The organism is Kitasatospora sp. Ki12, assembly GCF_054601375.1.
The window spans coordinates 1,270,982-1,296,742 of sequence record NZ_BAAIHT010000002.1 but is presented as its reverse complement, the minus strand read 5'-3'; the positions used below and the strand labels follow the sequence as shown (position 1 = coordinate 1,296,742).

The 25,761-nt window shown below is 73.8% G+C and carries 20 protein-coding genes; 10 read left to right on the top strand and 10 right to left on the bottom strand.

Going from position 1 to position 25,761, the window contains the following annotated elements; all coding sequences use genetic code 11:
- Positions 1 to 23: 23 nt before the first annotated feature.
- Positions 24 to 1,682, bottom strand: a complete 1,659-nt coding sequence (locus ACYP53_RS23375; RefSeq protein WP_373313926.1) for a M4 family metallopeptidase — start codon at positions 1,680 to 1,682, stop codon at positions 24 to 26.
- 198 nt (positions 1,683 to 1,880) lie between these two features.
- On the opposite strand from ACYP53_RS23375, the gene ACYP53_RS23370 reads away from it, so the two are divergent.
- Positions 1,881 to 3,209, top strand: a complete 1,329-nt coding sequence (locus tag ACYP53_RS23370) for a hypothetical protein (RefSeq protein ID WP_459648816.1) — start codon at positions 1,881 to 1,883, stop codon at positions 3,207 to 3,209.
- Positions 3,210 to 3,304: 95 nt separating this feature from the next.
- On the opposite strand, the gene ACYP53_RS23365 is transcribed toward ACYP53_RS23370, so the two are convergent.
- Positions 3,305 to 5,425, bottom strand: coding sequence for an AMP-binding protein (locus ACYP53_RS23365; protein WP_459648815.1), 2,121 nt, complete (start codon positions 5,423 to 5,425; stop codon positions 3,305 to 3,307).
- A gap of 206 nt (positions 5,426 to 5,631) precedes the next feature.
- On the opposite strand from ACYP53_RS23365, the gene ACYP53_RS23360 reads away from it, so the two are divergent.
- The 5 genes from ACYP53_RS23360 to ACYP53_RS23340 all read left to right on the top strand — a co-directional run bounded on the left by ACYP53_RS23360 (position 5,632) and on the right by ACYP53_RS23340 (position 10,844).
- A complete protein-coding gene (locus ACYP53_RS23360) occupies positions 5,632 to 6,447 on the top strand; it encodes an ABC transporter ATP-binding protein (RefSeq protein WP_189924502.1) in 816 nt (271 codons plus the stop codon).
- 128 nt (positions 6,448 to 6,575) lie between these two features.
- Complete coding sequence (gene efeO / locus ACYP53_RS23355; RefSeq protein ID WP_459648814.1) at positions 6,576 to 7,724, top strand: iron uptake system protein EfeO; 1,149 nt, start codon at positions 6,576 to 6,578, stop codon at positions 7,722 to 7,724.
- A gap of 115 nt (positions 7,725 to 7,839) precedes the next feature.
- On the top strand, positions 7,840 to 9,144 hold the full coding sequence (gene efeB / locus ACYP53_RS23350) for an iron uptake transporter deferrochelatase/peroxidase subunit (RefSeq protein WP_459648813.1): 1,305 nt from the start codon (positions 7,840 to 7,842) through the stop codon (positions 9,142 to 9,144).
- A gap of 49 nt (positions 9,145 to 9,193) precedes the next feature.
- On the top strand, positions 9,194 to 10,045 hold the full coding sequence (efeU, locus tag ACYP53_RS23345; RefSeq protein WP_189924496.1) for an iron uptake transporter permease EfeU: 852 nt from the start codon (positions 9,194 to 9,196) through the stop codon (positions 10,043 to 10,045).
- A gap of 139 nt (positions 10,046 to 10,184) precedes the next feature.
- Complete coding sequence (locus ACYP53_RS23340; RefSeq protein WP_459648812.1) at positions 10,185 to 10,844, top strand: DUF4232 domain-containing protein; 660 nt, start codon at positions 10,185 to 10,187, stop codon at positions 10,842 to 10,844.
- Positions 10,845 to 10,907: 63 nt separating this feature from the next.
- Here ACYP53_RS23340 and ACYP53_RS23335 read toward each other — a convergent pair whose 3' ends face one another.
- The 4 genes from ACYP53_RS23335 to ACYP53_RS23320 all read right to left on the bottom strand — a co-directional run bounded on the left by ACYP53_RS23335 (position 10,908) and on the right by ACYP53_RS23320 (position 17,925).
- Complete coding sequence (locus tag ACYP53_RS23335; RefSeq protein ID WP_459648811.1) at positions 10,908 to 13,478, bottom strand: ABC transporter permease; 2,571 nt, start codon at positions 13,476 to 13,478, stop codon at positions 10,908 to 10,910.
- A gap of 73 nt (positions 13,479 to 13,551) precedes the next feature.
- Positions 13,552 to 14,322 carry an ABC transporter ATP-binding protein gene (locus ACYP53_RS23330; RefSeq protein ID WP_459648810.1) on the bottom strand — a complete coding sequence of 257 codons (771 nt, stop codon included), beginning with the start codon at positions 14,320 to 14,322 and terminating at the stop codon, positions 13,552 to 13,554.
- 256 nt (positions 14,323 to 14,578) lie between these two features.
- A complete protein-coding gene (locus tag ACYP53_RS23325; RefSeq protein ID WP_459648809.1) occupies positions 14,579 to 16,714 on the bottom strand; it encodes a restriction endonuclease in 2,136 nt (711 codons plus the stop codon).
- A 554-nt stretch (positions 16,715 to 17,268) separates the two neighbouring features.
- A complete protein-coding gene (locus tag ACYP53_RS23320) occupies positions 17,269 to 17,925 on the bottom strand; it encodes a maleylpyruvate isomerase N-terminal domain-containing protein (RefSeq protein WP_459648808.1) in 657 nt (218 codons plus the stop codon).
- Positions 17,926 to 18,029: 104 nt separating this feature from the next.
- On the opposite strand from ACYP53_RS23320, the gene ACYP53_RS23315 reads away from it, so the two are divergent.
- Positions 18,030 to 18,968 carry a DUF2797 domain-containing protein gene (locus ACYP53_RS23315; RefSeq protein ID WP_459648807.1) on the top strand — a complete coding sequence of 313 codons (939 nt, stop codon included), beginning with the start codon at positions 18,030 to 18,032 and terminating at the stop codon, positions 18,966 to 18,968.
- A 28-nt stretch (positions 18,969 to 18,996) separates the two neighbouring features.
- On the opposite strand, the gene ACYP53_RS23310 is transcribed toward ACYP53_RS23315, so the two are convergent.
- The 4 genes from ACYP53_RS23310 to ACYP53_RS23295 all read right to left on the bottom strand — a co-directional run bounded on the left by ACYP53_RS23310 (position 18,997) and on the right by ACYP53_RS23295 (position 23,056).
- On the bottom strand, positions 18,997 to 19,302 hold the full coding sequence (locus tag ACYP53_RS23310) for a hypothetical protein (RefSeq protein ID WP_189918913.1): 306 nt from the start codon (positions 19,300 to 19,302) through the stop codon (positions 18,997 to 18,999).
- Positions 19,303 to 19,656: 354 nt separating this feature from the next.
- Positions 19,657 to 20,394, bottom strand: a complete 738-nt coding sequence (locus tag ACYP53_RS23305) for a succinate dehydrogenase/fumarate reductase iron-sulfur subunit (RefSeq protein WP_189918911.1) — start codon at positions 20,392 to 20,394, stop codon at positions 19,657 to 19,659.
- A complete protein-coding gene (locus ACYP53_RS23300) occupies positions 20,391 to 22,355 on the bottom strand; it encodes a fumarate reductase/succinate dehydrogenase flavoprotein subunit (protein ID WP_459648806.1) in 1,965 nt (654 codons plus the stop codon). Before ACYP53_RS23300 ends, ACYP53_RS23305 begins: the two co-directional genes overlap by 4 nt.
- The gene (locus tag ACYP53_RS23295) at positions 22,352 to 23,056 is read right to left on the bottom strand and encodes a succinate dehydrogenase cytochrome b subunit (protein WP_459648805.1); all 705 of its coding nucleotides are present in this window, start codon (positions 23,054 to 23,056) and stop codon (positions 22,352 to 22,354) included. Before ACYP53_RS23295 ends, ACYP53_RS23300 begins: the two co-directional genes overlap by 4 nt.
- A 96-nt stretch (positions 23,057 to 23,152) precedes the next feature.
- Here ACYP53_RS23295 and ACYP53_RS23290 point away from each other — a divergent pair, with 96 nt between their 5' ends.
- The 3 genes from ACYP53_RS23290 (at position 23,153) to ACYP53_RS23280 (ending at position 25,478) form a co-directional block, all read left to right on the top strand.
- Entirely contained in the window at positions 23,153 to 24,073 is a 921-nt protein-coding gene (locus ACYP53_RS23290; RefSeq protein WP_189918907.1) for a LysR family transcriptional regulator, read from the top strand.
- 164 nt (positions 24,074 to 24,237) lie between these two features.
- On the top strand, positions 24,238 to 24,828 hold the full coding sequence (locus ACYP53_RS23285; RefSeq protein WP_229928781.1) for an RNA polymerase sigma factor: 591 nt from the start codon (positions 24,238 to 24,240) through the stop codon (positions 24,826 to 24,828).
- Positions 24,825 to 25,478: a hypothetical protein gene (locus ACYP53_RS23280; protein ID WP_189918905.1), complete on the top strand. Its 654-nt coding sequence runs from the start codon at positions 24,825 to 24,827 to the stop codon at positions 25,476 to 25,478. Before ACYP53_RS23285 ends, ACYP53_RS23280 begins: the two co-directional genes overlap by 4 nt.
- The last annotated feature ends 283 nt before the right edge of the window (positions 25,479 to 25,761 follow it).

Genomic DNA, 25,761 nt, shown 5'->3' with positions numbered 1-25,761 from the left:
ACAGTGGTCGAAGGAGGCGCAGGTCAGCTGACGTTGACGCCGCTCCAGGCCGCCGCGACGGCCTTGTACTCGGTGCTGGTCGCGCCGTAGAGGTCCTTGGCCGCGTTGAGCGAGGCGGCGCGGGCGCCCTTGTAGTTGGTGGTCGACGTCATGTAGACGGTCAGCGCGCGGTACCAGATCTTGGCGACCTTCTGGTTGCCGATGCCGGTCACCGTGGAGTTGTTGCAGGTGGAGCTGTTGTAGGTGAAGCCGTTGATGGTCTTGCTGCCGCTGCCCTCGCTGGCCAGGTAGAAGAAGTGGTTGCCGACGCCCGAGGAGTTGTGCACGTCCAGCCTGCCGACCGAGCTGCTCCAGCAGTCCGCCGAGTTGCCGTCCAGCGAGGGCTTGTCGAAGCGGCGCAGCCACGGCGGGGTGGACTGGTCGCTGAACAGGTAGTCGGGGGTGTCGACCTTGTTGTTGGCGTACCACTCCACCATCGTTCCGAAGATGTCGCTGGTGGACTCGTTGAGGCCGCCGGACTCGCCGCTGTAGCGCAGGTTGGCGGTGGCGCTGGTGACGCCGTGGGTCATCTCGTGGCCCATGGTGTCGAGGTCGACCTGCTCCGGGTCGTGGGAGCCGTCGCCGTCGCCGGTCATCATGCAGAAGCAGCTGTCGGACCACTGGGCGTTGTCCCAGTTGGTACCGACGTGGACGAAGACGGTGGCGCCCTTGCCGTCGTTCTTGATGCCGTTCCGGCCGAAGGTGTTCTTGTAGTAGTCGTACGTCCAGGCGGTGTTGGCGTGGGCGTCGACGGCCGCGGTGGAGCGGTCGGTGGAGAACTTCTTGCCGTCGCCCCAGACGTTGGTGGCGCTGGTGAAGGCGGTGCCCGAGGTGGCCTTGACCGAGCTCGACGAGAGGTTGTGGGCGTCCTTGGTGACGTGGCCGCGGACCGGGTCGGTCAGGGTGAAGCCGCCGCTGACCGGGGTGGTGTCGATGCCGATCGTGCCGGTGTACTCGGAGTTGCCGGTGCCGGTGGCCTGGTGCTCCGCGTCGTAGGACTCGATCTGCTCGCCGGTGGTGGCGTCGGTGACGACGACCTTGCCGGCCGGCTGGCCGTGCTCGCCGGTGCCCTCGACGGTGGTGCGCCAGGCGAGGCGGGGCGTGCCGTCGGCGGCCCAGACGATCAGTTCGGGGGTGCTGACGGCGTCCCGGACGCCCGGGGCGGCGGACAGCGCATTGGCGGCGCCGGACTGCGCGGGGACCTTGGGGACGGTCGACTTCACGGCGGCGTCGTGGGCGGCGGCGCGGGTGGTGTCCTTCAACTTGCCCTTGGCGTCCTGGTGGACGACGAGGTCGCCGCCGACCACGGGCAGGCCCTGGTAGGTGCGGTCGAAGCGGACGTGCGAGGTGCCGTCGGCGTCGAGCACGACGTCCTTGAGCACGAGGTCCTGGCCGGCGCCGAAGCCGAACACCGCGGCGTTGTGGGCCACGTTGGCGCGGGCCTGGGATATCGCGGCCTCGCGCGGGTTGGGCGCGGCGGAGGCCGTGGCGGCGGGAACGGTCGCGCCGGCGAGGGCGGCGACGATCGCGACGGCTCCGGCCACGCGGGCACGGCGGAAGGAGGACGTGGGGGTCACTCTGACTCCAGTGGGGGTTAGCTGCAGGGATAGGAGCTGGGTCAGAGATTGACGGCGATCAGTCATGTTCAGCTAGAGGGATGGTCATAACTTTGCCAAGCTGTGTCCTTTGACAGTCAAAAATGATCAGAAGTTAACAAGCGGTCTACAGTGCCGTCGTGACGATCGACTACACGTGGCGTGGACCCCGCACCGACGAGGCCGGCCTGTCGGCACTGTGAAACCCCGCGCGGCCGGACCGCGCAACCCCTAGGCTTCCGGCCCATGGACGGATGGGTGGGGGCCTGGACCGGCGGGCGGGCGGCGGTTCACGTGGGCGACGTCGCGGACTTCAACGCCCAGTTCCTCGCCCCCGGCATGGACGCCGCACAGCGCCTGCGGCGACTGCGGCACGCCCACCACTACGCCTGCCTGGCCGTCGCCTACAGCCCCGAACCCGCCCTGCTGGTGCTGCCCGCCGACGTCGACCGGGAGTGGACCGACTGGCTGGCCCGGGAGTTGGACTGGGGCCCGGTCGAGGTGCACAGCGGCGTGGCGCCGGACCGGACGATGGCCGAGGCGCTCGCCGACCGCCCCGCGCTGGCCGCCCGGATCGCCGACTCCGGCCGTCCGGTGATCGGCTGGGGCCGGACGGCCGCCCGGGGCGAGGGGCCCGAACTGGCCGCCGTGCGCCGCTACGAGTCCAAGGCCGCCGCGCACGACCTGTTCACCGCCCTCGCCCCCGGCCACCCCGGCGTCCGCCCGCCGGACCAGGAACGCCCGGACGGCCGCCGCCGCGCCGCCCGCCGGCTCACCGCCCGCGCCGCCCGGGGGCGGACCACCGTCCTGAAGAGCCCGTACGGCGTCGGCGGCTACGGCACCGTCGTGGTCGAGCCCGCCGAGCTGTTCGCCGCGGGCGGCGGCGCGGCCCTGCTGCGGCGCCTGGTCCGCACCGAACTCCTGCCACCGGACGGCCCGCTGCTGCTGGAGGAGCACGTGGACCCGGGCCCGGCCGCCCGGCTGCGCGACCTCACCTACGACGCCCTGGTCGGCCCCGACGGCACCGTCCACCCGGTCGGCGCGGGCGCCATGGACGTGGCCGGCACCCGCTACCAGGGCGTCACCGTCGGCCCCGGCGCGGTGCCGGCGACCGCCGCCGCGACCGCCCGCCGGTTCGCCCTCGCGGTGGGGGAGCGGCTGGCCGCCGAGGGCTACCGCGGCTGGTACGACGTCGACTTCGTCACCGACCGGGAGCGCCGGCTCGCCCCCACCGAGATCAACCTGCGGCTCACCGGCCCGGCCGTCGCCTTCGTGCTGGCCGCCCGGCTCGACGAGGTGCGCGGCCCGGGCCACCTGGTGCGCACCCTGGACGGGATGCCGCTCGGCGCCCGGCTCGCCCCGGCCGCGCTGCACGACCACCTGGAACGGCTCCGGCCGCGCTGCGCCCGGCTCGGCGTCACCCTGCTGCCGCTGATCCCGACGGCCTGCCGCGAGCCCGAGCCGACCGTCGGCCTGGCCCTCGCCGGGCCGGACCCGGAGGCGCTGGACGCGGCCGAGGCGCTGGTCGCCGCCGCGAACCACGGGCTGGCCGGGATGTTCGAGGCGCTCAGATGAGGTGGCGGCGGTGCGGCGATGAGGTGGCGCCGGTGCGGCGGTGCGGCGGTGCGGCGGCTTCGGTGCAGCGATGAGGTGGCGTCGGTGAGGCGCCGTCACTCCTTCCCGACCGGCGGGCGCCAGAGGACGAAACGCACCAGCACCAGCGCCGCCAGCATCAGCGGAACGTTGAAGGCGAACACCAGGGCCGCCTCCCGCGGCCAGTCGTCGGCCCTGGTGAGCCGGTAGAGGTTGTCCTGCGGCCACCAGTTGACCAGCAGCCAGGTGACCGCCAGATGGGTGAGGGCGGACAGCCGGCGCGGCCGGCCCATCCGCAGCACCGCCTCGAAGCCGACGGAGAGGTAGACGATCCCGGCGCCGAAGGCCAGGTTCTCGCACAGGTAGAGGAGGCGGAACAGGGCGTCGTACGGGGAGGGCACGCCGGTGAGGTCGGTCGAGCCGGGGAACAGCACATCGGTCGTCACCCACGCGCCCCCGCCGAACAGCAGCACGCAGAAGACCGCCGCGCAGCCGTTCGCGACCGGCCCGTCCCAGGAGCCGCCGCCCCCGCCCTTGCCGCCGCCCTTGCCCCCGCTCCGGCCGCCGGCCTTGGCGGAGCGCGGTGCGGTGTGCTCCGGCGGGGCGGGCAGCGGCAGGGCCGTACGGTCCAGTTTGCCCGCCCGGGTGCGCGGCAGCTCCGGCACCGGGACGACGGCGGCCGGCACCGGGCCGCCGTCGAGCTCCGCCTCCAGGTACTGGGAGAGCGACCAGCCGTCCGCCCCCTCCGCCCCCGGCGCGGTCACCGCGTAGCCGACCAGCTGCCGCTGCCCCGGCCTCGGCTCCACCTCGACGACGGCCGCCTCCCGCACCGCCGGATGCCCGCGCAGCGCGCCCTCCGCGCGGACCGCCGCCCGCACCCGCGCCAGCACCGTGATCGGCCGTTCCGCGCCGAGCGGTCCCACCACGGTCGCGGCCCGCGCGGTGAACTCCAGGACGCCGTCCGCCCGCAGCACCCCGAGGTCGCCGGTCAGCAGCACCCGGCCGTCCGGGTCGAAGTCCGCCCGGACGAAGCGGCGGGCGGTGTCCGCGGGCCGGTTGAGGTAGCCGCGGGTCAGGCCGGCGCCGCCGATCGCGATCTCGCCCGTCAGGCCGTGCCCGGCGGGGGCGCCGTCCGGGCCCAGTACGTACACCCGGGTCCCGGGGAAGGGGCGGCCGACCAGCGAGACCCGCTCGGCGCCGTCGGCGGCGGCGGTGCCCTGCGCGTCGAAGTAGGTGCTGTCCACGGTGGCCTCGGCCAGCCCGTAGACGTTCAGCACCCGGGTCCGCTCGCCGAGCAGCCGCTGCAGGCCCAACTGCTCCTCCAGGTACCACTTCTCGGCGCCGACGGTGAGCAGCCGCACCCCGGGCAGGCCCGCACCCGTCGCGGCCAGCAGACCGGTCAGCCGGCGCGCGGTGCGGACGTTCAGCTCCAGCACGGTGATCCGCTCGGCGGCCACCAGGGCGGGCAGCGCGCCGAGGTCGGCGGTGCGGTCCAGGGTGAGGTTGAACGGGGTGACCACCAGGGTGGCGCCGGTGCCCAGCGCCCGGACCCAGTCGGCGGTGAAGACGTCGAACTCCAGGCTCGCCGTCTGCAGGATCCGGTCCTCGGCGGTCAGCCCGTACACCTCGCGCCAGCCCTCGTACGCGGCCAGCAGGTTGCGGTGCTCGACCAGCGCGCCGACGGGCAGTCCGGTGGAGCCGGAGGTGTAGAAGACGCAGGCCAGGTCCTCCGGACCGACCTCGGGCGGCGCGACCTCCACGACAGGCGCCTCCGCGAGCGGCGTCCCCGCCCCCGCCGCCGTGTCGACGCAGACCAGCCGCGCCCCGCCCGCGTCGGCCAGCCGGACCCGGTGCACCTCCTCGGTCACCACGACGTCCGGCGCGGCGTCGGCCAGCACGTGCCGCAGCAGCGCGTCCGGCGCGCTCGGCTCCAGCGGCACGTACGCGGCGCCCGCCTTGAGCACCGCGAGCAGCGCCACGTACACCTCGGTGCCCCGGCCGAGCGCGACCGCCGCCCGGCCGCCCGGGGCCAGGCCCTGCTCCGCCAGTACGGCGGCCAGCCGGGAGGCCCGGCCGTGCAGTTCCCCGTAGGTCAGCTCGCGCTCGCCGCAGCGCACGGCCACCGCCGCCGGCGCCCGGCGCGCCTGCCGCTCGACCAGCCCGTGCAGCGTCCCGGCCCGTCCGGTGTCCCCGCTCATCCGGCCTCCCCCTCGCCCCGCGTCCCCTCGGAGGGACGATCCTCCTCCCAACTCCCGTCGGGCAACAGGGTTATGGGGTGTCCACCCAGCGGACGGTCCGGCTCCGCCCCGGCCGACGGTTGTAGTCTGCACGCGGACGGACGGCGCCGCGCCCGTCCGGTGCGGCGCCGCGCCCGCTCCCCGCCGCGATCGGAGACCGAGCCCCCATGACCGAGAGTTTCGACGGCCCCCTCCTGCGCACCAAGGACGTCGACGTCGTGCGCGACGGACGCCACCTGCTGCGCGGGATCACCCTGGAGATCCGGCCCGGCGAGCACTGGGCGCTGCTCGGCCCCAACGGCGCCGGCAAGTCCACCCTGCTCGCCCTGCTCGGTGCCGTCTCCCACCCCACCCGCGGCGAGGTGGACGTGCTCGGCCGCCGGCTCGGCCGGGTCGACGTCCGCGAACTGCGCGCCCACCTCGGGCACGTCAACCCGCGCCACCCGCTGCGCTCCCCGCTGACCGTGCGCGAGGTGGTGCTCACCGGGCACGCCAACACCATCGAGCCGGAACTGCACCGCAAGCCCGCCCCGGAGGTGCTGGAGCGGGCCGACCGGCTGATCGACACGCTCGGCATGAGCGCGATGGCCGAGTCCCCGTGGACCACCCTCTCCCAGGGCGAGCGCGGCCGGGCCCTGATCGCCCGCGCCCTGATGCCCAGCCCCCGGCTGCTGCTGCTCGACGAGCCCGCCACCGGGCTGGACCTCACCGCCCGCGAGCTCCTCCTGGACAGCCTGGACCTGCTGCGCCACGAGCACCCGGACCTGGCCAGCGTGCTGGTCACCCACCACCTGGAGGAGCTGCCGGAGAGCACCACCCACGCCCTGCTGCTGCGCGGCGGCGAGTGCGTGGCGGCCGGGCCGGTGGCGGAGGTGATGACCACCGGGCTGATCAGCGAGACCTTCGGCCACCCGATCCGGATCAGCCGGCACGAGGGCCGCTGGACGGCCCGGGCCGCCGCCCGTCGTACACCGGGAAGGTAACGGTTCCGGGGGTGGGTGTAGACGCTGGGACATCCATACGTAAGGTATGCCTTAGCTAAGGACGGAGCCCCGGCCCCGTCCGTCCCTCATTGCCTGGCACACCCATGCCCTTTTCCGTTGGAGCCCGCATGTCCGCCCGTCGCCGTTCCACCGCAGCCGTGCTGCTCACCCTCGCCGTGGCGACCGCTGCCCTGGCCGGCTGCTCGTCCAAGAGCGACGACAAGGCGGGCTCCTCCGACGCGGTCAAGGTGAACGCGACCGACACCGCGTGCGAGGTCTCCAAGACGACCTTCGCGGCCGGCCACGTCGTGCTGGACATCAGCAACAAGGGCTCCAAGACCACCGAGGTCTACGTCTACGGCGACGGCGACAAGATCGTCACCGAGCGCGAGAACATCGGCCCCGGCACCAAGGCCAGCATCAACGCCGAGATCAAGGCCGGCTCGTACGAGATCGCCTGCAAGCCCGGCATGGTCGGCGACGGCATCCGCCAGAAGATCACCGTGACCGGTGCCAGCGGCAGCGCCGCCCCGGCCGACCCGCGCCTGGCCGCCGCCGTGGACGCCTACCGCAAGTACGCCCAGGAGCAGGCCGACGCGACCGTCCCGGCCGTCGAGGCCTTCGCCGCCGCGATCAAGGCGGACGACCTGGAGAAGGCCAAGTCGCTGTTCGCGGCCTCGCGCACCGGCTGGGAGCGCACCGAGCCGGTCGCCGAGAGCTTCGGCGACGTCGACCCCAAGACCGACACCCGCGAGGACAAGGTCGAGGCCGGCCAGCAGTGGACCGGCTGGCACAAGCTGGAGAAGTCGCTCTGGGCCGACGCCAAGATCGGTGACGACGAGAAGAAGCTCGCCGACCAGCTGGTGAACGACCTCAAGGACTGGCAGAAGAAGATCCCCGAGGCGGAGATCACCGCGACCAGCATGGCCAACGGCGCCAAGGAGCTGCTGGACGAGGTCGCCACCAACAAGATCACCGGCGAGGAGGACCGCTACAGCCACACCGACCTGGCCGACTTCCAGGCCAACGTCGAGGGCGCTCAGAAGGCCTACGAGCTGCTGAAGCCGGTCGCCGCCGAGAAGGACGCGGACCTGTCCAAGACCCTGGACTCCGAGTTCGCCGCCATCAACGCCCTGCTCGCCAAGTACAAGCAGGCCGACGGCACTTTCACCTCCTACGACAAGGTCACCGAGGCCGAGCGCAAGACCTTCTCCGACGCGGTCAACTCGCTGGGCGAGCCGCTGTCGAAGCTGGCCGCCGCCGTGGTCGCCAAGTAACGGCCACGCGGTTCCCCCACCACCCACCCCACGACGCCGTGGCGGCCCGGACCGGCCGCCACGGCATCCGTGAGTCAGCGCACAGCACTCAGTACCGAGAAGGGCCCGCCCGCCGATGGACGCCGAGAACGAGCAGCAGAACGCGACGCCGGACACCGCCGACGCCGCCGCGACCAAGAGCGCGGTCAGCCGACGCGCCGTCATCGGCTGGGCCGGCGCGGGTGTCGCGCTCGGCGCCGCCGCCGTCGGCTCGGTCGCCGCGGCCACCAGGCAGGACGACCCCGCCCCGGCGGCCGCCGCCCCGGCCGGCGCCGAGGTGCCGTTCTACGGCGAGCACCAGTCCGGCATCGCCACCCCGGTCCAGGACCGGCTGCACTTCGCCGCCTTCGACGTCTCCGAGAAGGCCACCCGGGAGTCGCTGGTCAAGCTGCTCAAGGAGTGGACCAAGGCGGCCGCCGCGATGACCGGCGGCCGCGAGGTCGGCACCGGCGCCGCCACCGGCCTGCCCGAGGCGCCGCCGGACGACACCGGCGAGGCCCTCGGCCTGCCCGCCTCCCGGCTCACCCTCACCATCGGCTTCGGGCCGAGCCTGTTCGAGAAGGACGGCGTGGACCGCTTCGGCCTGAAGGCCAAGCGCCCCGAGGCCCTGATCGACCTGCCGGGCTTCAAGGGCGACAAGCTCGACCCCACCCGCAGCGGCGGCGACATCTGCGTCCAGGCCTGCGCCGACGACCCGCAGGTCGCCGTGCACGCGATCCGCAACCTGGCCCGCATCGGCATGGGCACCGTCAACATCCGCTGGTCCCAGCTCGGCTTCGGCAAGACCTCCTCCACCACCCCGGACGCGCAGACCCCGCGCAACCTGATGGGCTTCAAGGACGGCACCCACAACATCGCGGGCACCGACACCGCGAAGCTCACCGACCACGTCTGGGCCGCCCCCGGCGACGGCCCCGAGTGGATGACCGGCGGCTCCTACCTCGTCGCCCGGCGGATCCGGATGCACATCGAGACCTGGGACCGCACCTCGCTCAAGGAGCAGGAGGACGTCTTCGGCCGCACCAAGGGCGAGGGCGCGCCGTACGGCAAGGCCAAGGAGCACGACGCCCCGGACCTCAAGGCGATGCCCGCCGACTCCCACGTCGCGCTCGCCCACCCGGACGCCAACAGCGGCCTGATGATCCTGCGCCGCGGCTTCTCCTTCACCGACGGCACCGACGGCCTCGGCCGCCTGGACGCCGGCCTGTTCTTCCTCGCCTACCAGCGCGACAGCCGCAAGGCCTTCGTGCCGCTGCAGACCCGCCTGGCGTCGAGCGACAAGCTCAACGAGTACATCCAGCACGTCGGCTCCGCCCACTTCGCCTGCCCGGCGGGCGTGCGCAAGCCGGGGGAGTGGTGGGGCCAGGCCCTGTTCGGCTGACCCGCCGCCACCCCCGTACGTACCACCTCTTCACCCCCAGGGAGCCAGCGTGTTCGGCAACTACCTGATCGGCCTTCGCGAAGGCCTCGAAGCCAGCCTGGTCGTCTGCATCCTGATCGCCTACCTGGTCAAGACCGACCGCAAGGACAAGCTGCCGCCGGTCTGGCTGGGCGTCGGCGCGGCCGTGGTCCTCTCGATGGCCTTCGGCGCGGTGCTGCAGTTCGGCTCCTCGCAGCTCACCTTCGAGGCCCAGGAGGCGCTCGGCGGTTCGCTGTCGATCATCTCGGTCGGCCTGGTGACCTGGATGGTGTTCTGGATGCGGCGCACCGCCCGGCACCTGAAGACCGAGCTGCACGGCAAGCTGGACGCGGCGCTCGCGATGGGCACCACCGCCCTGGTGGTCACCGCCTTCCTGGCCGTCGGCCGCGAGGGACTGGAGACCTCGCTGTTCATCTGGACCGCGGTCCAGGCCACCGGTGACGGCTGGAACCCGCTGATCGGCGCCGCGCTCGGCCTGCTCACCTCGGTGGTGCTCGGCTGGCTGTTCTACCGCGGCGCGCTGAAGATCAACCTGGCCAAGTTCTTCACCTGGACCGGCGCGATGCTGGTCGTGGTCGCGGCCGGCGTGCTCGCCTACGGCGTGCACGACCTGCAGGAGGCCGGCTGGCTGCCCGGTCTGCACAGCACGGCCTTCGACATCTCCAGCACCATCCCCAAGGACAGCTGGTACGGCACCCTGCTGAAGGGCGTCTTCAACTTCCAGCCCGACCCGACGGTGCTGCAGCTGGTGGTCTGGCTCGCCTACCTGGTCCCGACGCTGGCCGTCTTCTTCAACGTCCTCGGCGGCGGCAAGTCCACGCCCAAGCCCGCCCAGCCGGTCACGGCCGAGCCGGCCGCCTGACCCGCGGATCCCCCGAACCGCCCCGCCCGGCACCCGCCGGGCGGGGCGGTTTCGTCATGGGTCCGTCACAGCCGCAACCGGCGCGGTCGTGGGCGGCGTGCTCGGGACGGAAAGACCGACCGTTCACCGTGGGGGGACCATGACCGTTCGCAGGCCTGCCAGGATCGCCGCCGCCGCCGTGACGGCGCTCGCCGCCGCCGTGCTGCTGACCGCGTGCGACGACGACGCGGGGGCGGGCGCGCAGCCGGCGCCGACGGTGACCGTCACCGGGGCGGGATCTGTGCAGCCGACGAGCGCCGGCAAGGGGACCGTCCCCGTGGCGACGCCGACCGGCCCGATGGTCGGCCAGTCGGCCGGCGCGCGGTGCACGGCCGACGAGCTCACGGCCACCGTGCAGCTCCAGGAGGCCGGTTCGGCCATGGTGATGGTCACCAACAAGGGCAGCCGGAGTTGCACCCTGTTCGGCTACCCGGGGTACGGCGGCCTGCGGCCCGACAACAGCGCGGACACCCTGGCCGTCAAGCGGGAGCCGCACCCCGGGCCGCCCATGGCGATCACCCTGAAGCCGAGGACGACCGCCTTCTCCGGACTCAAGTGGAGCTCCTGCGACAAGGCCGACCCGACCTGCCACGTGATCACCGGCCTGCGGCTCACCCCGCCGGACGAGACGAAGCAGCTGACCGCCGAGGTGCTCGGCCTCGACGGCAAGCCGGTCGTCCAACTGCCCGTCTCCGCTCAGGGCCTGACCACCGGCAGTCTGCAGCCCTCCAACCAGGGCGTGGTGTTCGCCGGGCCGTGACACGAGGGAGCCCCGGGGCGGTCCGATCGGACCGCCCCGGGGCTCCCTGGCGTACGTACCGGACTAGTCGCTCTTGATGGCGCCCAGGATGTCCATCTTCGCCGCCTTGTGGGCCGGCCAGAGGGCGGCCAGCAGGCCGACCACGGCGGCCGCCAGCAGGAAGCCGAGGATCTGCACCGGCGGCACCTCGGTGGTGATGCCCTTGAAGGTGTCGGCCAGCGTGCGCAGGCCCGCCCAGGCGACCACGACGCCGAGGACGACGCCGACCAGCCCGCCGAACAGGGCGATCAGCAGCGACTCCAGCCGGACCATCCGGCGGATGCCGAGCCGGTCCAGGCCGATCGCCCGCAGCATGCCGATCTCCCGGCGGCGCTCGAACACCGACATCGCCATGGTGTTGACCACGCCGAGCACCGCGATCACCACGGACATGCCGAGCAGGCCGTACATCATGTTCAGGATGCCGGTGACGATCTGCCGGCTCTCCGCCTTGATGTCCTTCTCGCCCTTGACGGCGATCAGCGGGTTGCCGCCGGTCGCGTCGCGCACCGCCTGCTTCAGCTTCCCGGTCGGGCCGTCGGTGCCCTTCACCAGGACCTTGTTCGGGCCGGTGCCGGGGGCCGCGTGCGGGCCGACGACCGACTCGGGGGCGACGATCCCGGCCAGCGCGGTGTTGGACTCCAGCACGCCGCCGACGGTCAGCGAGCCCTTGGCGCCGTCCGGGTAGGTGACGGCGAGGGTGTCGCCGACCTTGTAGCGGGTGCGGTCGGCGGTTCCGGAACTCACCAGCAGCTTGCCCTGCTTGAGGGCGTCCGCGGCGCCCTCCTTGACCTTGACGGTGGCCAGCTGGTCGATGGTGGCGGCGTCCACCGCCGTCAGCCACTCGGTGTCCGCGTCCTCCCCGCCGTCTCCCAGGGTGACCGGGACGGTGCGCTCCATGCTCATCGCGGCGACGCCGGGCGCCTTGGCGATCTGGGCGCCGACCTCGGGGGAGAGCATCGAGTAGTTCTGCATGGTGACCGTGAAGTCGGCCTTGAAGTCGCTCGCGGTCGCCTTGTCCACGGCCTTGTTCACCGAGGCGCCGACCACGGTCAGCGCGGTGATCAGGGTGACGCCGATGGTCAGCGCCGAGGCGGTGGCGGCGGTCCGGCGCGGGTTGCGGATCGCGTTCTCCTTGGCCAGCCGGCCCGGGGTGCCGTACAGCCCGCCCAGCAGCGGGGCGAACAGCGCGATCAGCGGCCGGGACAGCAGCGGGGTCAGCACGAACACGCCGATCAGCAGCGCGCCGGCGCCGGCGCCGACCAGCTTGACCTCCTTGCCGGCCGCACCCGCGGCCAGCGCGGCCGCGCCGGCCAGGGCGAAGACCAGGCCGATGCTGTTGCGGACCACCAGGCTCTTCTGGGTGGCGGGCTGCTCGGACGAGCTCATCGCCGCCACCGGGGCGATCCGGGAGGCGCGGCGGGCCGGGAGCCAGGCGGCGACCAGGGTCACCAGCACGCCGACCGCCAGCGCGGCGATCACCGTGCTCGGGGCGATCACCAGCGGGCCGTCCGGCAGGTTGGCCTCCAGCGGGCCGTTCAGCAGCGACTGGAGCCCGGCGGCGATGCCGATGCCGGCCACCAGACCGGCCACCGAGGCGGTCAGACCGACCAGTGCCGCCTCGATCTTGACGGAACGGGTGATCTGCTTGCGGCTGGCGCCGATGGCGCGCAGCAGGGCCAGTTCCTTGGTGCGCTGGGCGACCAGCATGGTGAAGGTGTTGGCGATGATGAAGACGCCGACGAAGAGCGCGATGCCCGCGAACACCAGCAGGGCGGTGCTCATGCCCTTGGTGCCCTGCTGGATCATCCGGTCCTGCTCGTCGGCCAGGTCGCGGCCGGTCCTGGCCTCGATGGTGTCGGCCTGCGGGAGGGCCTGCTTGACGGCGCTGAGCAGCGCGGTGTCGTCGGTGCCCGGCTTGGCCTTGACGTCCAGCTCGCCGAAGCGGCCCGGGGACAGGTAGAGCTGCTGGGCGGTGGCGCTGTCGAAGGCGGCCAGCGAGCCGCCGGCCTGCACCCGCGGGTCGTTGGTGCGCAGGGTGCCGGTGAGCTTGAGCTCCATCACCGGGCCGTTGACGGCCACCCGCACGGTGTCGCCGACCTTGTAGCCGCCCTTCCCGGCGGTCTTGGCGTCCAGCGCGATCTCGCCGGCGTTCTTCGGGCCGCGGCCCTCGACCAGCGGGTAGCGCGGGTCGGTGCCGTCGGCGCCCGGCACGTAGTTGGTGCCGGTGGTGGAGAAGCCGTCGCCGATCAGCGCGCCCTTCTTGTCGGCGATGCCGGCGAAGCCGCTGACCACGCCGCGGGCCTCGGCGACGCCGGGCAGCGCCGCGACGGCCTGGCGGGTGGACTCGGTGAGGGTCGGCCCGGTGCGGGCCCGGCCGCCGTGGTCGTAGCCGCGGCCGACCGCCTCACGGTCGCTGACCGTGACGGCGATGTCGGTGTAGCTCTTGGAGTTCTGGGACCTGAGCGCGCTGCCGAGGGTGTCGGTGAAGACGAGCGTGCCCGCCACGAAGGCGGTGCCGAGCATGACGGCGAGCGTCGTCATCAGCAGTCGGCCCTTGTGGGCCAGCACATTGCGCAATGCGGTGCGGAACATGAGGGGTCGTCAGTCCTGGGGGGCTCGTGGGGCGGATGGCTTCGGGGTTGCCGGGCTGCGGGTTGCTGGGGTGTCAGCTGGTGCGGCCCTTGGCGTCGAAGCGGCGCATGCGGTCCAGGACGGTGTCGGCGGTGGGTGCGTGGAGTTCGTCGACGATGCGGCCGTCGGCGAGGAAGACGACGCGGTCGGCGTAGGAGGCGGCGACGGGGTCGTGGGTGACCATGACGACGGTCTGGCCGAGTTCGCGGACGGAGTTGCGGAGGAAGGAGAGGATCTCGGCGCCGGAGCGGGAGTCGAGGTTTCCGGTGGGTTCGTCGGCGAAGACGATGTCGGGCTTGCCGGCGAGGGCGCGGGCGCAGGCGACGCGCTGCTGCTGGCCGCCGGAGAGCTGGGAGGGGCGGTGGCTGAGGCGGTCGGAGAGGCCGACGGTGTCGACGACGCGGTCGAGCCAGGGCTTGTCGGCCTTGCGGCCGGCGATGTCCATCGGGAGGGTGATGTTCTCCAGGGCGGTCAGGGTGGGGAGCAGGTTGAAGGCCTGGAAGATGAAGCCGATGTGGTCGCGGCGCAGTTGGGTGAGCTGCTTGTCCTTGAGGCCGACGAGTTCGGTGTCGCCGATGGTGGAGGAGCCCGAGGTGACGGTGTCGAGTCCGGCCATGCAGTGCATGAGGGTGGACTTGCCGGAGCCGGAGGGGCCCATGATGGCGGTGAACTCGCCCTGGGGGAAGGTGACGCTGACGTTGTCGAGGGCGACGACGCGGGTCTCCCCCTCCCCGTAGACCTTGTTCAGGCCGGTGGCGCGGGCGGCCGCCCGGCCGGTGCGGACGGCGGTTGCGGGGAACGTCACGTGGGACTCCTGGGGACGGAAAAGCGGAAAATCGGACTCCAGTCCATCCTGCCAAGAGCTTCTTATGCGATGTGTATGCCGCCGGGACGGTGGGCCCCCGCCGACCCGGTGGGGCGGCGGGGGAGCTCTCCTCCTCAGGTATGACACCCGCCCCTGAGGACCAAGGTCCCCGGTTCCCGGAGCCGGGGCGCGGGTCCGGGTCGCGGATCCGGGCCGTGGACCCGGGTCGATCGGCGAGCGGTCCGCGGGATGCGCCCTACTCCACCGCCACCCCGAAGGCCGCCGCCAGCCCGGCCAGACCGTTCGTCACCGCCCGGCCCGACGGGCCGAACTCCCAGCCGCCGCCCGTCCGTCGGAACGCGCCCAGCAGCATCGCGCTGTCCGGCACCCCGCCGGTGGCGCCCGCCCACTCGGCCGGACCGGCCGCGCCCGGCCCGTACACGGCGGCCACCGACAGCCCGTGCACGTACCCCAGCGGCAGCGCCGACGACTCCTCCTCCTCGGTGGAGACGGCCACCACCACCTCGTCGACCGCGGCCGGCAGCCGGTGCAGGTCCAGGGACAGCCGGACCGCCCGGGTCGGCTCGCCCGGCACCGAGCGGGTCGGGTGCAGGCGGACCGCGCCCTCCGGGTCCTGCGGGCTGTTGAAGAACACGAAGTGCTCGTCACTCAGCACCCGGCCGCCCGCGCACAGGAAGGCGGTCACGTCCAGCTCCACCGCGTCCCCGCCGGCCGTCCGGCTCTGCCAACTCACCGTCAGGGCCGTCTCCCGGTCGGCCGGCCCGGCCCCGGCCGGCTCCGCGGCGGCGGACGCGGCGGACGCGGCGGACCCGCCACCGCCGAGCCGGCCGCGCAGGCCCTGCCCGGCCAGCAGCTCCACCAGCTCCGGACCGCTCACCAGGGTCAGCGGCTTGCCCTCGATGTAGCTGTACGAGCCGCGGCCGAAGCCCGCCGTGGTGACCAGGATGCCCTTGATCGCGCCGTGGTGGCGGACGGTGGACTCCAGGTCGCGCACGGCCGTCGGCGGGACGGTCTTCCTGTAGCGCTTGGCCTGGATCACGATCTTGCCGCCGGTCACCGGGTCCAGGTCCTCCGCGACCACGTCCACCCCGACGTCGCCGCTGCGGGCCGTCGTCATCACCCGGAAACCGCGCAGCCGGAACAGCTCGGCGATCAGGTCCTCGAAGTCCAGCGGGTCCATCTCGAAGAGGTCCGGCTCGTCCTCGCCGCCGTGCCCCGCCACGCTCCCGCCGACCGTCTCCGGCCGCCGGTCCGGCCGTACCTCGTCCAGCCGCTCCGGGCGCGCCGACAACCGGCCGCCCAGGCCCTGGAAGCACTCCAGCGCGTCCACCCGGTCCAGCGCCAGCCCGGCGAACCCGGCCCGGGTCGCGGTCAGCGAGGACACGAAGCGCTCCGCCTCCCGGCCGGTCGCCGGATCGATGCCCAGGACGAAGCCGTTCAGCACCACCGAGTCCAGCAGCCCGTCCCGGTCCGCCCGGAACACCTCCGCCACCACCCGCAGCGACGACTGCGCCAGCACCTGCCGGTACAGCGCCTTGCGCTCCGTCGCCGGGCGGGCCACCTCGGCCTCGCGGTCGTCCGACTTCACGTACCGCACCCGGGCCGCCGCCGGCACCACGTCCGGCCCCGGCAGCTCCCGGTTCACCACCAACTGGCGGCCGGCCGCGTCGAAGGCCGCCACCAGCCGGTGCGGGAAGCCCTCCGGCCAGGCCGCCGAGGCGTACAGGCCCGCCGTGAAGTACTCCTGCACCGCCTCCGGCTCACCCGCCCGCAGCCGCCGCAGCAACTCCTCCGTCCGGGCCCCGCGCTCCTCGTCCTGACGGCGCAGCCCCTCCGCCCAGGCCAGGTACTCCCGGTGGTGCGCGGCCAGCCGCCGCTGCCGGTCCGCCTCCCGCGCCTGCGCCGCGTACCAGTCCTGCTCGAACCGGGCCCGGGCCTGCGCCAGGTACTGCTCGTACTGGCGCCGCACCCCCGGATTGCGGGCCTGCACCGCGTCCGGCGGCGGCACGAAGTAGACCGCGGCCGTCTGGTCCGGCATCTCCACCGGCACGCCCAGCGGCCCCGGGTCGAACGGCGGCACCGCACTCGGCGCCAGCAAGGCCTGCGGGCCGAACGCCGGCGCGGCCAGCCCGGCGGCCAGCAGACCCTTCAACTCCTCCACCCGGGCGTCCAGTTCGGCCGTCCGCCGGGCCACCTCCGCCTCCCGGGACTGCTGGTACGCGCGCTGCGCCTCCCGCTCGTCCCGGGCAGCCGCCCGCTGCGCCTCGCGCTGCTCCCGCTCCCGCCGACGCTCCTCCGCCGCCTCGGCACGCCACCGGGCCTCGTCCCGGCGCTGCTGCTGCCGCTGCGCCTCCGCCCAGATCGCCAGCACCCCGCTGCTCCGCCGCCCCGACACCGTCCGTCCACCCCATTCACCTCGCGCCGACCCCGGCCGCGCGACATCGCCTCCCGGCCGCACCGCCGACCGCGCCCGCCACAATAGAACGTGGGCACCCGACCGGGCCACGCGCCCGTGACCTGCGAGCCCTCGGCGGGCGCCTGATGCTCCGTCGGGCGGGCCTCGGCGGTGCGGTCGGGCGCGCGTGGGCCGCGGGCTCACGGTGGCGCCCGCCGGCCGTGGACGCCCTGTCCGTCGCGGTCCGGCGGCCCGGTCGATCGCCAGTGGTCCATGGGCTCACGGTGGCGTCCGGCTCACGGCCTGTCGGTCGCCGCGCCGCCTCCGGCCGGGCCTGGCAGCCCGGCCGGGGCCTGTGGGTTGCGGGCACTCGGCCCGTTCGGGCGCTTCACTCCCTCGGGTCGGCGTACCAGCGCCTGTCTGTGCGGCGGGGGTGGTTGGGCAGTGGGGCCCGGCCGGTCGCCTGTGGATTCCCATCGGCGCCCGGTGCGGGGTCTGTCGGCCGCCGGTACCCCGTCCGTCCGGGGCCCTCACTCCGTCGGGTCGGCGTACCAGCGCCAGTCGGTGCGGCGGGGGTGGTCGGGCAGGGGCGCCCGGCCGGTGGCCCAGAGGAGGGTGGGCCAGGGGGCGTCGGTGGCCGGGACGTCGGGGAAGAGCCGGGCGAGGGTGCGTTCGCAGAGGTCGGCGGGCGGGGCCCACGGGAGGCCGAGGCCGGTGGCGAGGTCGTGGAGGTGGACCAGGGTCTCGACCAGGCTCATGGCCACGAAGCCGGTCGGGTCGGCGAGCCCCCACGGGTGGTAGGCGCGGGTCTCCGGCGGGGTGACCCGGGCCACGGCGACCATCAGCCCGCCGCTCGCCTCCAGGACCTCGAGCAGCCCCTCGACCCCGCTGTCCGGGGTGGCGCGGACGAAGTTGTTCGGGGCGCCGGGCGCGCGGCGGGTCGCCACGAAGGGGACGTACCGGTCGCGCGGCGGCCGCGCGGGGCCGAGCAGGGCGGGGCCGAGCTGGGCGGCGTACGCGAGGAGGTCGTCGGCGAGGTGCTCGACGGTCTCCCGGCAGCTCCAGCCGAGCGTGCCGGCCGGGCGCGCCCAGTCGGCGTCCGCCGGGGCGCCGCGCAGGGTGTCGACGGCGAGCCGGAGGGCGAGGGCGAGGTCGTCCGCGGTGGGGGAGTCGGGGGAATCGATCATGTCCCGGAGGCTAGGCGACGCCTGGGCCCGTCGGCAGCGGAACAACGGTTGTCGGTGGTGCCGGGTAGCCTCGCCTGGTCGAGCGCCTACAGGGAGGGATGCCCGTGACGATTCCCGCACCGCAGCAGCCGGACCGGCCGGCCGGCTGGGTCTCCACCGGTCTGAGCTGGCAGGACGGCCGTGCCGTGCTCGGGGCCGTGCGCGGCGCCCGGGTGCACGAGCGCGCCGTGGAGACCGGCGCGGAGGTCGGCTGGCTGCTCGGCGGTCCGCGGCGCTGCACCGGGGCCTGGCTGGCCGGGGCGACGGAACGGACGCCGTGCCCGCACCACGCCGTGATCGACCCGGACGCCGCCGCGACGCAGTGCCCGGCCTGCCAGAGCGTGGACCGCGGCCTCGCCCTGGCGCGGGACCAGATCCTCGACGACGGCCGCACCTATCTGCTCTACCTCGCCTGGTTCGGCGAGGGCCTGCTGAAGGTCGGCCTGACCGCCGAGCAGCGCGGCGACAGCCGGCTGCTCGAACAGGGCGCGCTGGCCTACGCGTTCACCGCCCGGGGCGGGCTGCCCGCGGTGCGCCGCGCCGAACTCACCGTCGCCGCCTCGGGCTTGGCCCGGGAGCGGTACAAGTCCCGGCTCAAGGCCGATCACTGGTGGTCGCACGGCGACGTGCCGCACCGCCGTACGGTGCTCACCGAGGCCCGCGGCCAGGCGCACCGGCTGTTGGACGGCCATGCCGTGGAGCTGCTCGCGGACCGTCCGGTGGTGGACCACGTGGAGCGCTACGGCCTGGCGGGCGGCGCCCCGGAGGTCTACCGGGAGGTCGCGGGGCTGGCCGACGGTGCGGTGGTCGCGGGCCGGCTGCGGCCGCCGATCGGCAAGCACCTCTTCCTGGACCAGGCGGACGGCTCCGGCCCGCTGCTGCTGGACACCCGGCGGCTGACCGGCTGGACGCTCACCGCAGCGGCCGGCCGCCCGTCCGAGGGGCTGGTGCTGCAGGAGCGGGTGCGTCCGCCGGAGCCGGACACCCAGGAGGCGCTGTTCTGAGCCGGCCGGGCCGTCGCCGACCAGCCCGCTAGGCCAGCTTGCTGCGCACTCCGCCCGGGCCCGAGCGGGCGCGGCGGGACAGCGGGGGCCGGGACGGGCGGACGTCGGTGCGGGCGGCCGGGTCGGCGGCCTCGGCGGCCCGCCGGGCGAGCGCGGCCCGGGCGGCGGCCAGGGCCACGCGGGCGAGCAGCGGGTCCTCCCGGACGCCGGCCTCCTGCTTGGTGTGCTGGCAGGTGGTGCACCAGACCGGCGAGGCCGGCCCGTCCGGGTACACCATGCTCTCGGGCGGCAGGTAGTGCCCACCGCACTCGACGCACTCGAAGACCAACCTCATCCGACGATCACCGTCCCGGATCCGTGGCACCGACCGCAGGGCGACCAGAATTCGTGGACCCTGGGCACCATGCTCCCTTCCTCGTCCAGTTCGACCGTTGCCTCGGTCTTCTGGGTCCCCCCGGACCCGCCGCAGCCGGCACAGGACTGAACCTCGGGCATATGCCGTCCCTCCGTGGCGGAGCACCACCGTAGCGCGATTTCCCGCCCGTGAGCACCGCTCCTGACGATCCACCACCCGTACGGGGAGTGTGAACTGCCCCCGCACGCCCCGCCGAACGCGGTCGGCCCCTCGCGCGAGCACCAGCGCGAGGGGCCGGGGGTCGGAGGTCCCGACCGATCGGGGGAGGGGGTGTCAGCCGCGGGCGGCCCGCAGGAACTCCCGGTTCATCGCCGCGATGCTGGGCAGCGGGATGCCCTTGGGGCAGGCGGTGGCGCACTCGCCGGTGTTGGTGCAGCCGCCGAAGCCCTCGGCGTCCATCGCCGTCACCATGTTCCGTACCCGGGAGGCCCGTTCGGGCGCGCCCTGGGGGAGCACGTTGAGGTGGACCACCTTGGCGGAGGTGAACAGCATCGCCGAACCGTTCGGGCAGGCCGCCACGCAGGCGCCGCAGCCGATGCACTCGGCGTGCTCGAAGGCGGTGTCGGCGGCCTCCTTGGGGACGGGCGTGGCGTGCGCGTCGGGGGCGCTGCCGGTGGGGGCGGTGATGTAGCCGCCGGAGCCGATGATCCGGTCGAAGGCCGAGCGGTCCACCACCAGGTCCTTGACCACCGGGAAGGCCGCCGCCCGCCACGGCTCGACGTCGATGGTGTCGCCGTCCCGGAAGTGCCGCATGTGCAGCTGGCAGGTGGTGGTCCGCTCCGGGCCGTGCGCCTGGCCGTTGATGACCATGCCGCAGGCGCCGCAGATGCCCTCGCGGCAGTCGTGGTCGAAGGCGACCGGCTGGTCGCCGCGGGTGATCAGCTCCTCGTTGAGGGTGTCGAGCATCTCCAGGAAGGACATGTCCGGGCTGATCCCGCTGACGTGGTAGGTGGTCATCGAGCCGGCCGCGTCCGGGCCCGCCTGGCGCCAGATGCGCAGGGTGAGGTTCATGCGTAGCTCCGCTGGGTGGGGTGGACGTACTCGAAGTCGAGCGCCTCGCGGTGGAGGACGGGTGCCGCGCCGGTGCCGGTGAACTCCCAGGCGGCGGCGTAGCCGAACTCCTCGTCGCGCCGGGCGGCCTCGCCCTCGGGGGTCTGGCTCTCGGTGCGGAAGTGGCCGCCGCAGGACTCGGCGCGGTGCAGGGCGTCCAGGCACATCAGCTCGGCCAGCTCGAAGTAGTCGACGAGCCGGTTGGCCTTCTCCAGCGACTGGTTGAGCTCCTGCCCGGTGCCGGGCACCTTGATCCGGCGCCAGAACTCCTCGCGCAGCCGGGGGATCCGCTCCAGCGCCCGCCTGAGGCCGGCCTCGTCGCGGGCCATCCCGCACTCGTCCCAGAGCAGTTCGCCGAGTTCGCGGTGGAAGGAGTCCGGGGTGCGGTCGCCGTCCACCGCGAGGATCAGGTTGAGCCGGTCCTCGACCTCGGCCTCGGTCTCGGTGAGCACCGGGTGGTCGGCGGGCACGGCGGGCAGCGGGTGGCGGGCCAGGTAGTCGTTGAGGGTGGGCGGCAGTACGAAGTAGCCGTCGGCGAGGCCCTGCATCAGGGCGCTGGCGCCGAGCCGGTTGGCGCCGTGGTCGGAGAAGTTGGCCTCCCCGATGGCGAACAGGCCCGGGACGGTGGTCTGCAGGTCGTAGTCGACCCAGAGCCCGCCCATCGTGTAGTGGATCGCCGGGTAGATCCGCATCGGCACCCGGTACGGGTCCTCGGCGGTGATCCGCTCGTACATCTCGAAGAGGTTGCCGTACTTGGCCTCGACGGCGTCCCGGCCCAGCCGGCGGATCGCGTCGGCGAAGTCCAGGTACACGCCCTGGCCGCCGGGGCCGACGCCGCGGCCCTCGTCGCAGACGTTCTTGGCGGCCCGGGAGGCGATGTCGCGCGGCACCAGGTTGCCGAAGGCCGGGTAGATCCGCTCCAGGTAGTAGTCCCGCTCCTCCTCGGGGATCTCGGCCGGCGGCCGGGTGTCGCCCTGCGCCTTCGGCACCCAGATCCGGCCGTCGTTGCGCAGCGACTCGCTCATCAGGGTGAGCTTGGACTGGTGCTCGCCGGAGCGCGGGATGCAGGTCGGGTGGATCTGGGTGAAGCACGGGTTGGCGAAGTAGGCGCCGCGCCGGTGCGCCCGCCAGATCGCGGTGGCGTTGGAGTTCTTGGCGTTGGTGGAGAGGTAGAAGACGTTGCCGTAGCCGCCGCTGGCGAGGACGACCGCGTCCGCGGTGTAGGAGCGGATCTCGCCGGTGACCAGGTCGCGGGCGACGATGCCGCGGGCCCGGCCGTCGACGACCAGCAGGTCCAGCATCTCGGTGCGCGGGTGCATCTCCACGTTCCCGGCGGCGATCTGCCGGGACAGCGCCTGGTAGGCGCCGAGCAGCAGCTGCTGGCCGGTCTGGCCGCGGGCGTAGAAGGTGCGGGAGACCTGGACGCCGCCGAAGGAGCGGGTGTCCAGCAGGCCGCCGTACTCCCGGGCGAACGGGACGCCCTGGGCCACGCACTGGTCGATGATCTCCACCGACACCTGGGCCAGCCGGTGCACATTGGACTCGCGGGCGCGGAAGTCGCCGCCCTTGACGGTGTCGTAGAACAGCCGGCGCACCGAGTCGCCGTCGTTGCGGTAGTTCTTGGCCGCGTTGATGCCGCCCTGGGCGGCGATCGAGTGGGCGCGCCTGGGGGAGTCCTGGAAGCAGAACTGGACGACGTGGTAGCCCTGTTCGGCCAGGGTGGCGCCGGCCGCGCCGCCGGCCAGGCCGGTGCCGACCACGATCACGGTGTGCTTGCGCCGGTTCGCCGGGTTGACCAGCTTGGCGTCGAACCGCCGTTGGTCCCACCGCTGTTCGATCGGCCCGGCGGGGGCCCTGGTGTCGGCGACCGGCTCGCCGAGGGTGTAGTCCAGGTACGTGCTGCTCACTTCGTCACCGCTCATTTCACGATTCCGGTCATCACGGCCACGGGGACGGACAGGAAGCCGGCGGTCAACGCCAACGCCAAGGTGTCGGCCGTCAGCTTGAGTGCCCGGTCCCGGCGGGCGTTGTTGGCGCCGAGGGTCTGCGCGGCGCTCCAGAAGCCGTGCCGGATGTGCAGGCCGACGGCCAGCATCGCCACGACGTAGAAGACGTCGACGTACCAGCGGCCGAACGAGGCCACGATGTTCTGGTACGGGTGGCCCTCCTCGGCGGCCGGGTTCACGGTCAGCGTGGTCAGGTCGAGGATGTGCCAGACGATGAACAGCGCCAGGATCACCCCGCCCCAGCGCATGGTCCGGGTCGCGTAGCTCGCGCGGCGCCGCTTGTGCGCGTACTTGCTCGGCCGGGCGGCGAGGTCGCGGCGGCTGAGCTGGTAGGCGGACACGCCGTGCAGCACGACGGCGGCCAGCAGGCCGGACCGGGCGATCCACAGGAACCACTCGTGGCCCAGGAACGGCTGGCCGATGGTGCGCAGCCAGGCCGCGTAGCCGTTGATGTCGTCCGGACCGAAGAAGACCTTGAGGTTGCCCAGCATGTGCGCGACCAGGTACAGCAGCATGACCAGTCCGGTGACGGCCATGACCGCCTTCTTGCCGACGGTCGACCGCCACAGCGTCGCCAGGGTGGACGGATGCCGGCCCGTCCGAGTCGCGGTTGTCATGGCTGCCACGGTAGGGACGGCCGCCAGGGTACGTCCAAGACATGCTGCGGCTCATGACGATAGGCACCGGCTATCGACGCGGCCTATCCTGGTCGGGTGCAGCTCCAGCAACTCCGCTACTTCCTGGCCGTCGCCGAGACCCGCCACTTCACCCGGGCCGCCGAGGCGGCGCACGTGGCGCAGCCTTCCCTCTCCCAGCAGATCCGTTCACTGGAGAGGGAGTTGGGCGCGGAGCTGTTCCACCGCACCCGGGGCAACATCGCCCTGACCGACGCCGGGGACGCCCTGCTGCCGCTCGCCCGGCGCATCCTCGCGGACACCGAGAGCGCCCGCCTCGCCGTCCAGGAGACGGTGCAGCTGCGCCGCGGCCGGGTCCGGCTGGGCGCGCCGCCCAGCCTGTGCACCAGCCTGGTGCCGGACGTGCTGCGGGTCTTCCGGGACCGCTACCCCGGCGTGGCGCTGGTGGTCCGCGAGGGCGGCTCGCGCGACCTGGTCCGCTCGCTGTCGGCGGGGGAGCTGGACCTCGCGCTGATCATCACCCCGCCCAGCGGGGAGCAGGCACCGGCGCTCGCCGTCACCGAGCTGCTGCACGAGGAGCTGGTCCTGGTCTCGGCCGAGCGGCGGGGGCGGCGCAGAGCGCGGGTGGCGGAGCTGCGGGGGCGCCCCCTGGTGATGTTCCGGGAGGGCTACGACGTGCGCGAGGCCACCCTGGCGGCCTGCCGGGCGGCCGGGTTCGAGCCGGAGTTCGCGGTGGAGGGCGGCGAGATGGACGCCGTCCTCGGCTTCGTCCGGGCCGGCCTCGGGCCCGCGGTGGTGCCCGGCATGGTGGCCGCCCGCTCCGGCCTCACGGTCACCCCCTTCGCCGGCCCGGGCCTCGGCCGCACCATCGCCGTCGCCCACGGCCACGAGGTGCCGCCCACTCGCGCCGCCGAAGCCCTGCGCGGCACCCTGCTGGCGCACCTGCACGACGCCGCTGGGTCGGGTGAACTCCCGCCGGGGACCCGGCTGTTGCTGTGATCCCGAGCCCGAGCCTGATCCCGAGCCCGATCCTGCCCGGGCCGGCCGCCGGAAGGCCGCCGGAAGGCCACCCGACGCCCGTCGCGACGGCCGCGTGTAACGCTCCGGAGCGCCCGAGCCAAGTAGAGACGTAAGGCAGTGCTCGTCCTCCCAAGGAGCCATCCGTGTCAGCGGAGCACCACCCGATAGCACCACCCTCGCGAGACCCGGCGGCGTTCGCCGTCTTCTACCAGCAGCAGTTCGACACCGTGCTCGGCTTCGTCACCCGGCGCACCGACAGCGTGCACCTGGCGGCCGACCTGACGGCCGACATCTTCCTGACGGCGCTGGAGCAGGCCGACAGTTACGACGCCCGCCGCGGCGCGCCCGTCGCCTGGCTGTACGGCATCTCCCGCAACGTCCTGGCCGCGCACTTCCGCGGCAACGTCCGCGAGCTCAACGCGGTGGCCAGGATCGCCGGTCAGCGGATGCTGGACGACCAGGACGTGTCCGCGATCGAAGGACGCATCGACGCGGCCCGCGAGGCCCGTGGCCTGGCCGCCCGGCACGCCGCCCTGTCCGAGCCGCTGCGCGCGGTGCTGGACCTGGTGGCCGTCGACGGCCTGGCCGTCCGTGAGGCGGCCAAGGCGCTGGGCATCAGCGCGGCCACCGCCCGGGTACGGCTGCACCGGGCCCGCAAGGCGCTGCAGAAGGCGATGCCGGAGTCCGGTACCACCAGTACGTCCGTGAACGCTCTCCTGGAGGCCGCCTCGTGACCACGCCCCTGAACTTCCGGCAGCAGCTCGGCGCCGAACTCGCAGCCCGCGCCGCGGACCTGCCCGCCACCACCGTCACCGCCACCACGGCCCGGGTCCGGCCGCGCCACACCCGCAGGCTGGTGGTGACCGGCCTCGGGCTGGCCGCCGCTGTCACCGGGGTCGTCCTGATGCCGCACACCGGCGGTGACGGCACCGCCCCCAAGCCGCAGGCCGGCCCCGCCGCCGCCCCGACGGCCAGCGGCGGCCCGGCCGCGGTGCAGCTCACCACCGCCTCCTACTCGGTGACCCCCAACACGGACGGCACCGTCTCCTTCCAGCTGATCGGCGCCGACTGGTCCGGGCTCCAGAGCGCGCTGCGCTCGGTGGGCGTGCCCGCGCTGGTCATGACGCCGTCGGAGTCCTGCCACACCCCGGTGGCCACCGACGGCAGCCGGCTGGAGTCGGTGATGTCGCTGGATCCCCGGAACGGCCGCATCGCGATCCTGCACCCCGCCGCCATCCCGCCGGGCGAAAGCCTGCTGCTGATCAACACGGCCCCCAAGGGTGCGCTCCACCCGGGCACCGTCGGGAACCTGGACATCTCGCTGACCAAGGAGACCCCCGGGTGCGTCCCGCTCTCCCAGACCAGCGGGATCGGTGAGGGCTGAGCCACCCCGCCAGCCCGTCGTACCGCAGGACGGTGGGGGTCGCGGGTGCGCCCGTGACCCGCACCCCCGTGCCGCACCGCGTCGCCTCCGGCGGCGCGGTGCGCGTACGTCGGCAGGAGGAGGCGCCGGGAGGAAGGGGGATTCCCGGCCCGGTTGCCCTTCGTCCTCGGCGGCGACGACGGCCCTCTCGACCGCGTGATGTCGTGGAACGGCGCCGGGACGCCCCGGTGCGCAGCCCGGACCGCACGCACCAGCAGAGGTGAGATTCCGTGAACTTCCTTGC